Raw genomic sequence first — 6,361 nt, 5'->3', positions numbered from 1 at the left:
CGCCCCACCTCCGCGTCCAGGGCCGCGATCAGCCGCCCGGCCTCTTCCGCCGGCAGGGGCGCGCGGGTGTCGGCGCCGACCCAGGCGCTGCCGCGGCGGTTGACGAAGACCCGGCGGGCCACCGGACCGCCGGTCCGGTGGTGGAGGTGCTCGCGCACCGACAGCAGGACCCGGCCGGACACCTGCGGGAGGGCCTCCTCGGCGGCCGCCGCGACCGCCCCGCGCTCCTCGGGGCCCGCGCAGGCGCGCAGCAGCCGGTCCACGGAGCGCAGCAGCCGGCCGGGCGCGGCCGCCGCCAGCAGCCGCGCCGCGCCCGCGGTCTCACCGGCGCCGAGGAGTTCCTCGGCCCGGCTCTCCAGGGTCCGGGCCGCCAGCTCGCCCCGGGCCACGGCGAACACCTGCGCGGCGTGCGGCCGGTGCGGGTACTCGTGCGGGTGGAGCCGCTCGCCGAGCCGCTTGAACTCCTCGCGGTGCGCGAGGACGTCGGCGAGCTTGGCGGGGGAGCCGGCGACGACCGCGTCCAGGGCCGCCAGCAGGGCCCGCCGCACCGGCCGGGACAGGGACTTCAGCCGGGTCGGCTCCGTGAGCGTCACGTCCCCGTCCGACAGGGCGCAGGCCAGCCGGAGCACGTCGGTGACGGTGTCCACCAGCAGCTCCGCACCGAGGGCGAGCCGGGCCCGGTTGACCACGGCGCGGTTCTCGCGGACCGGGATCTCCGGCGGCTGCGGGCCGTCGGCGCAGTGCCCGGCGAGCAGCGCGAGGTCCCGCAGCCCCTCCTCGCCCAGCGGCGTGCCGCTGCCCGCCAGGGCCAGGTAGAGGGCGCTCACCTCCTCCTCGGCCGGGCCGCCCGGGTGCAGCACCGTCATCCGGTCCCCGGCGGCGGCGATCAGCTCCTCGTGCGCGCCGAGCATCTCCTCGTAGGTGTGCCGGTAGTTGCCGTACGAGGGGAGGGTCAGCAGGTCGAGGACGCCCGTGCTCAGCTGCGCGAGGGTCCCCGGGCGCGCGTCGGCGTCGGCGAGGGCCTCACGGACGCAACCCATCCAGAAGTCGAACGTGTCCGGCACGCCGGCCGGGAAGTCCTTGAAGTACACGTTGTGCACGACGTGGTCGCCGGTCATCTCGCGGACGGTGGCCAGCGTGCGCGAAGCGGTTTCCACGACCGTCTCCTCCGCGAGCCCCGACAGGCGCTCCAGCAGCGGGGCCGAGAGCTTGAAACCGACGGACAGCAGCGCGGCGTCGAACTGCCGCGCGGCCGTGCCGCCCTGCCCGGCCGGACCCGATGGGGCCGGGACGCGGAGGGTGTGCCGGACGACCAGGGATTCGAGAGGGTGTGCCATTCGCGCATGCTCCCAGACCCGCCCCGCCGCACGCACACGGGTTTCCCGCCCGCGTACGCTCTGCGACGTGCCCCGATCCCGTCTCCACCGCGTCGCCGTCCTCGTCCTCGAAGGGGCCAAGCCGCTCGACGTCGGGATCCCCGCGCAGGTCTTCAGCACCCGCGCGAGCATGCCGTACGAGGTCCGGGTGTGCGGCGCGGCCCCCGGGCTGGTCACCGGCGGCGACGGCCTCTCGTACCACGTCACCCACGGGCTGGAGGCGCTGGAGTGGGCCGACATCGTCTTCGTCCCCGGCTACCGCTTCCCCGACCGCGAGGACCCGCCGCGCGCCGTGGTCGAGGCGCTGACCGCGGCCCACGGCCGGGGCGCCCGCCTCGCCGCCATCTCGACGGGGGCCTTCGCGCTCGCCGCCACCGGCCTGCTCGACGGCAAACGGGCCACCACGCACTGGCACTACACACGGGCGCTGACGGCGAAACACCCCCTCGTCCGGCTCGACGAGAACGTGCTGTTCGTGGACGAGGGCAGCGTCCTGACCTCGGCCGGCGCCGCCTCGGGCATCGACCTGTGCCTGCACATCCTGCGCCGCGACCTCGGCGTGGCCGCCGCCAACCACACCGCCCGGCGGCTGGTGGCGGCCCCCTACCGCAGCGGCGGCCAGGCGCAGTACCTGCCGCGCAGCGTGCCGGAGCCGCTCGGGGAGCGGTTCTCCGCCACCCGCGAGTGGGCGCTGCACCGGCTGGGCGAGCCCCTGACCCTCGAAGCCCTCGCCCAGCACGCGGCCGTGTCGCCCCGTACGTTCTCGCGGCGCTTCGCCCAGGACACCGGGTACACGCCGATGCAGTGGATCATGCGGGCCCGGGTCGACGTCGCCCGCGAGCTGCTGGAGCGCTCCGAGCGGAGCGTCGAACAGATCGCCGCCGACGTGGGCCTGGGCACCGGCGCCAACCTGCGCCTGCACTTCCAGCGGATCCTCGGCACCACCCCGACCGAGTACCGGCGCACCTTCACCCGGGGCGAGTAGCCCGCGCCGTGCCGTCCGGGGCCGGCGGGCGGCGGGCGGCGGGCGGCGGGCGGTTGGCGGTTGGCGAGATACTTTCGAACCGTGGCGATCTCGCCACTGTCACGGACGGGCGGCGCGGGCGAACCTGGGGGCGAACAGAAGGGGACACCGCTCATGACTCGCATCGCCATCAACGGATTCGGCCGCATCGGACGCAACGTGCTGCGCGCGCTGCTCGAACGCGACAGCGACCTGGAGGTCGTGGCCGTCAACGACCTCACCGAGCCGGCCACCCTCGCGCGGCTGCTCGCCTACGACTCCACGGCCGGCCGCCTCGGCCGCCCGGTGACCGTCGACGGCACCACCCTCGTGGTCGACGGCCGGCGCATCGCGGTCCTCGCCGAGCGCGAGCCGGAGCAGCTGCCCTGGGCCGAACTCGGCGTCGACATCGTGCTGGAGGCCACCGGCCGCTTCACCTCCGCGGAGGCCGCCCGCGCCCACATCAAGGCGGGCGCGAAGAAGGTGCTCGTCAGCGCCCCCTCGGACGGCGCGGACGTGACGCTCGCCTACGGCGTGAACACCGACGCCTACGACCCCGAGCTGCACACCATCGTCTCGAACGCCTCGTGCACGACGAACGCGCTCGCGCCGCTGGCCGCCGTCCTCGACGAACTGGCCGGCATCGAGCACGGGTTCATGACCACGGTGCACGCCTACACCCAGGAGCAGGCCCTCCAGGACGGCCCGCACCGCGACCCGCGCCGGGCCCGCGCCGCCGCCGTGAACATCGTGCCGACCACGACCGGCGCCGCCAAGGCGATCGGCCTCGTGCTGCCGAACCTCGACGGGAAGCTGTCGGGCGACTCGATCCGCGTGCCCGTCCCGGTCGGCTCCATCGTCGAGCTGAACACGACGGTCTCCCGCGACGTCACCCGCGACGAGGTGCTGGCGGCCTACCGCGCCGCCGCCGAGGGCCCGCTGGCCGGGGTGCTGGAGTACTCCGAGGACCCGCTGGTCTCCTCCGACATCACCGGCAACCCCGCCTCCTCGATCTTCGACTCGGAGCTCACCCGCGTCGAGGGCCGCCACGTCAAGGTGGTCGCCTGGTACGACAACGAGTGGGGCTTCTCGAACCGCGTGATCGACACCCTCACCCTGCTCGCGGGCTGAGACCCCCCGCCCCGGTCCTCCGTCCAGGACCGGGGCGGGTCCACGTCAGCCCCGGGGCGGGTCCACGTCAGCCCCGGGGCAGGATCACGGTCATCCCGCGTCCCGGCGCCGTGCCCATCGCGGCCAGCGCCGCCGGGGCCGCGTCCAGCGGGATCGCCGAGGTGACCAGCAGGTCCGGGCGCAGGGCGCCCGAGCGGACCAGTTCCAGCATCGGGGGATAGGCGTGCGCGGCCATGCCGTGGCTGCCGAGGACCTCCAGCTCCCAGCCGATCAGCCGGTCCAGCGGCAGCACCGCCGGTCCGGCCGCCGCCGGGAGCAGCCCCACCTGGACGTGCCGGCCGCGCCGCCTCAGCCCGTTCACCGAGGCGGCCGCGGTCGCGGGGGAGCCCAGCGCGTCCAGTGAGAGGTGCGCCCCGCCGCCGGTCAGCTCGCGCACCGCCGCGGCCGTCCCGCCCGGCCCGGCGGTGGCGGGGTCCACGCAGTGCGCCGCCCCGGACTCCCGGGCCAGCTCGCGGGCCGCGGGTGCGGTGTCGACGGCCACCACCCGGGCCCCGGCGGCAGCCGCGATCATCACGGCGGACAGGCCGACCCCGCCGCAGCCGTGCACGGCGACCCATTCGCCGGGCCTGACCCTGCCCTGTGCGACCACCGCCCGGAAGGCGGTGGCGAAGCGGCACCCCAGGGCGGCCGCGGTCGCGTACGACAGCTCCTCCGGCACCGCCACCAGGTTCACGTCGGCGTGGTCCAGGGCCACGTACTCGGCGAAGGAACCCCAGTGGGTGAACCCGGGCTGGGTCTGCCGGGCGCACACCTGGTGGTCCCCGGCCGCGCAGTCGGCGCAGGTGCCGCAGGCGCAGACGAAGGGCACGGTCACCCGGTCGCCGGGCCGCCAGTCCGCCACGCCCGGACCCACCGCCTCGACGACTCCGGCCAGTTCGTGCCCCGGTACGTGCGGCAGGGTGACGTCCGGATCGTGGCCCATCCAGCCGTGCCAGTCGCTGCGGCACAGCCCGGTGGCCTCGACGCGCACCACGACCCCGCCCGCCGCCGGTACCGGATCGGGTACCTCCCGCACCTCGGCCGGTTCCCCGTACCGCTCGAACACCACCGCGCGCATGGCCCCCGCCCTCCTGTGGTCCGGCCCGCAGGCTACCGCGCGGCGGTGGCGGCCCGCCTCAGGGCCAGGGCCGCCAGCGCCTCGGGGGCGCCGGCCTGGCCGCGGATGCCGGGGAAGGCGTTCACGTCGACGATGAGGGGCCCGTCGCCGGTCGCGATGACGTCCACCCCGTACACGTCCAGCCCGAAGACCTCGCCCACGCGCAGGGCGAGGGCGGCCCAGCCGTCCGGCAGCCGGTCCGGGCCCCGGGCCGGCTCCCCGCCGCCGTCGGCGAGTTCGGACCGGCGCAGGCCGGCGAATACCTCGTCCCCGACCACCCACAGCTTGTGGTCCCAGCCGTCGTTGGGCGCGAACGCCTGGGTGATCACCGGCTCCGCGCCCCAGCGCGGCTCCAGCTCCCGCAGCCCGCCGGGGCCCTCCAGGCGGACCACCAGGTCGTCCTTGCGGCTGCGCCGGCTCTTGGCCACCAGCGGCCACCCGAGGCCCTCGGCGGACCCCAGCAGCGACAGCGCGGCGAACGTGCGGGTGGCCGCGAAGGGCAGCCCGGCCCCCAGGGCCAGTTCGGCCATGCCGGTGCGGTCCTGGCAGCGCTCTGTGGCGGCGGCGGAGTTCAGCACCGGCGCGCCCGCCCCCTCCAGCGCGCGGGCCAGTTCCAGCGCCGCCGGGGTGCGGGCCTTGAGCAGGTAGACGTCGGCGGCCGCGGCGGGGGCCGCGGCGGCGCCCGCCCCGGGGTGCAGCACCTCCACCTCGTGCCGTCCGCCGAGCAGGGCGGCGGTGGCCGCCAGCAGCGGGTGCCCGGGGTCCGGGGTGATCAGGCCGATCCTCACGCGCCGTCCCCCGCACGTGCCGTCGCCTGCGCCGGGATGGCCACCGGCAGCGGGTACGGCCGGGCCGGGGGGCACAGCGGTGCGGACGTCCGCCCGCCCGCCCGGGCCAGGTCCAGGACGGCCCCGGCCACCCGGGCCGCCGCGTCGGGCACCTGCCGGAAGCTCGGGAAGTCGTTGACGTCGACCACCACCGGCCCGTCGGGCCCCAGCAGCACGTCCACCCCGTAGAGGTCCAGCCCGTAGACCTCGCCCACCCGGGCGGCGATCTGTGCGACCTCGGCCGGCAGCGGCACCCGGCGCTCGCGGACCGCCGGGTCGGGGTGCAGGGGGGAGCAGCGCTCGGTGGCGTGCAGTTCCCCGTTCACGCAGTACACCTTGATGTCGGTGCCCGGGTTGGGGACGTAGGGCTGGGCGATGAGCATGCCCTCGCCCGCGAGTTCGGGGAGCAGCGCCGCGAGCCGGTCCGGCGAGGGCAGCAGGTGCACCCCCCGCCCGGAGCTGCCGTCGGCCGGTTTGACCACGAGCGGGTAGAGCTCGTCGGGTATCTCCGCCAGGAGTTCGGGGCGGGCCACCGCGTACGTGGGCGGCAGGGGGAGCCCCCGGGCGCTGCCGAGGGCGGCGGCGAGCGCCTTGTCCCGGACCCCGCGGATCGACCGGGCGTCGTTGACGGTGGTCACCCCGGCGGCGGCCGCGGCCTCCAGGAGGGTGAGCCCGGGGCCTCCCGAGACGGTCTTGAGCACCCAGGCGTCGTGCGTGCCGGCCCGCACCAGGTCGGTCATGCGCAGCAGCGAGCCGCCGGGCCGCACGACGTCCACCCGGTGGCCCCACGCGGTCAGCTGACGGATCACCTCGTTCGGCATGCCGTCGTGGCGGTAGTGCTCCTCCACCAGGAAGCAGAGCCTCATGG

Annotated in this window: 5 protein-coding genes and 1 pseudogene; 2 read left to right on the top strand and 4 right to left on the bottom strand. The window is 76.2% G+C overall.

Features of this window, described 5'->3' with window-relative positions:
* Positions 1–1,337: pseudogene (locus ACFVXK_RS34555) on the bottom strand (hypothetical protein); the annotation flags it as partial.
* Between the two features lie 67 nt (positions 1,338–1,404).
* Here ACFVXK_RS34555 and ACFVXK_RS34550 point away from each other — a divergent pair.
* Both ACFVXK_RS34550 and gap read left to right on the top strand, forming a co-directional pair.
* Entirely contained in the window at positions 1,405–2,361 is a 957-nt protein-coding gene (locus tag ACFVXK_RS34550; RefSeq protein WP_389619970.1) for a GlxA family transcriptional regulator, read from the top strand.
* A 153-nt stretch (positions 2,362–2,514) separates the two neighbouring features.
* Complete coding sequence (gene gap, locus ACFVXK_RS34545) at positions 2,515–3,510, top strand: type I glyceraldehyde-3-phosphate dehydrogenase (RefSeq protein WP_389619967.1); 996 nt, start codon at positions 2,515–2,517, stop codon at positions 3,508–3,510.
* 67 nt (positions 3,511–3,577) lie between these two features.
* Here gap and ACFVXK_RS34540 read toward each other — a convergent pair whose 3' ends face one another.
* The 3 genes from ACFVXK_RS34540 to ACFVXK_RS34530 are packed head-to-tail and all read right to left on the bottom strand — an operon-like array spanning position 3,578 to position 6,359.
* The gene (locus ACFVXK_RS34540; protein WP_389619964.1) at positions 3,578–4,627 is read right to left on the bottom strand and encodes a zinc-dependent alcohol dehydrogenase family protein; all 1,050 of its coding nucleotides are present in this window, start codon (positions 4,625–4,627) and stop codon (positions 3,578–3,580) included.
* Between the two features lie 32 nt (positions 4,628–4,659).
* Complete coding sequence (locus ACFVXK_RS34535) at positions 4,660–5,454, bottom strand: RimK family alpha-L-glutamate ligase (protein ID WP_389619962.1); 795 nt, start codon at positions 5,452–5,454, stop codon at positions 4,660–4,662.
* Entirely contained in the window at positions 5,451–6,359 is a 909-nt protein-coding gene (locus tag ACFVXK_RS34530) for a RimK family alpha-L-glutamate ligase (protein WP_389619959.1), read from the bottom strand. Before ACFVXK_RS34530 ends, ACFVXK_RS34535 begins: the two co-directional genes overlap by 4 nt.
* Positions 6,360–6,361: the final 2 nt, after the last annotated feature.

It is taken from the genome of Streptomyces sp. NPDC058157 (assembly GCF_042884105.1).
Taxonomy (GTDB): Bacteria; Actinomycetota; Actinomycetes; order Streptomycetales; family Streptomycetaceae; genus Streptomyces.
Note: the sequence above shows the minus strand (reverse complement) of the source record. Positions and strands in the feature narration are given on the sequence as shown.

Coding starts and splice junctions, on each gene's coding strand:
- gap (WP_389619967.1), top strand. CDS start 2,515: ATGACTCGCATCGCCATCAACGGATTCGGCCGCATCGGACGCAACGTG.
- ACFVXK_RS34540 (WP_389619964.1), bottom strand. CDS start 4,627: ATGCGCGCGGTGGTGTTCGAGCGGTACGGGGAACCGGCCGAGGTGCGG.
- ACFVXK_RS34530 (WP_389619959.1), bottom strand. CDS start 6,359: ATGAGGCTCTGCTTCCTGGTGGAGGAGCACTACCGCCACGACGGCATG.